At 59.3% G+C, this 1,194-nt stretch carries 2 protein-coding genes; both read left to right on the forward strand.

Annotation, left to right across the window (positions count from 1 at the left end; translation table 11 throughout):
- A partial coding sequence (locus tag AC1D1Z_RS37595) for an ABC transporter ATP-binding protein C-terminal domain-containing protein (RefSeq protein WP_477853917.1) occupies window positions 1–398 on the forward strand: 398 nt, incomplete at its 5' end.
- Complete coding sequence (gene urtE / locus AC1D1Z_RS37600) at window positions 398–1,093, forward strand: urea ABC transporter ATP-binding subunit UrtE (RefSeq protein ID WP_018245271.1); 696 nt, start codon at window positions 398–400, stop codon at window positions 1,091–1,093. The genes AC1D1Z_RS37595 and urtE, both read left to right, overlap by 1 nt.
- The last annotated feature ends 101 nt before the right edge of the window (window positions 1,094–1,194 follow it).

Consider the following 1,194-nt stretch of genomic DNA (forward strand, 5'->3'; position numbering starts at 1 on the left):
GCTTTTCGCGTGCAGAGGCGAACCGCGTCGACGACGTCATTGCCCTCATCGGCCTCGATGCCGAACACGATGTGATGGCCGCCTATCTCAGCCATGGCCAGACGCAGTGGCTGGAGCTCGGCATGCTCATCGTCCAGGATCCCAAGGTGGTTCTGCTTGACGAGCCGACAGCCGGGATGACCCAGGCCGAAACCCGCAAGACCGCCGAGATCATCAACAATCTCAAAGGCCGCCATACGATCCTCGTCGTCGAACACGACATGGGATTCGTCCGCGAGATCGCCGAACGCATCACCGTTCTCCATCTCGGAGAGGTTCTGGCGGAGGGAAGCGTCGAAGATATCGAACGCAATCCGAAAGTCCGTGAAGCCTATCTCGGTTCGAAAGGAATATCCTGATGCTGTCGTTGAAAGACGTGCACAGCTATTACGGCCGCAGCCATGTCCTGCACGGCGTCACCCTCGATGTTCCGGCCGGCAAGGTGACGAGCATCCTCGGCCGCAACGGCACCGGCAAGACAACGCTGTTGAAAACCTTGATGGCATTGACCGACCGCATGACGGGCGAGATGCTTCTGCAGGGAAAGGACATGGCCGCATCCCCGACACATGAAAGGGCAAGGGCCGGCATCGCCTACGTCCCCCAGGGCAGAGAGATCATTCCCGATTTTACCATCCGCGAGAACATCCTGATGGGCGCCTTTGCCCGCACCGATGGCAAACGCGAGATTCCAGCGCTGGTGCCAGAGCTTTTTCCATACCTGATGGCCAATCTCGATCGGCCGGGTGGCGTGCTTTCGGGCGGCCAGCAGCAGCAGCTCGCCATCGCCCGCGCGCTGGCCGCAGATCCGAAAGTGCTGCTTCTCGATGAACCTAACGAAGGCATCCAGCCCTCCATCGTCGAGGAGATTGAAAAGATCATCATCCGGCTCAATCGCGAAATCGGCATGACGATCATCCTCGTCGAGCAAAACGTCGCATTTGCGCGGCACGCGTCTCACCGGTTCGCGATGCTTGAGAAGGGGCGCGTGGTCGCGGTCGGCGCCATCGATGCTCTCTCCGACGCGCTTGTTCACCGGCATATGGCTGTCTGAAACAGCCGGCTATCCTCCACAAAGACAATGGGAACGACAATGACATCCACACAAAACTACACCGCCGCCACCATCCAGTTCGAACCCACCATGTTCGAGAA

This window comes from Rhizobium sp. P1_E1 (genome assembly GCF_056406015.1).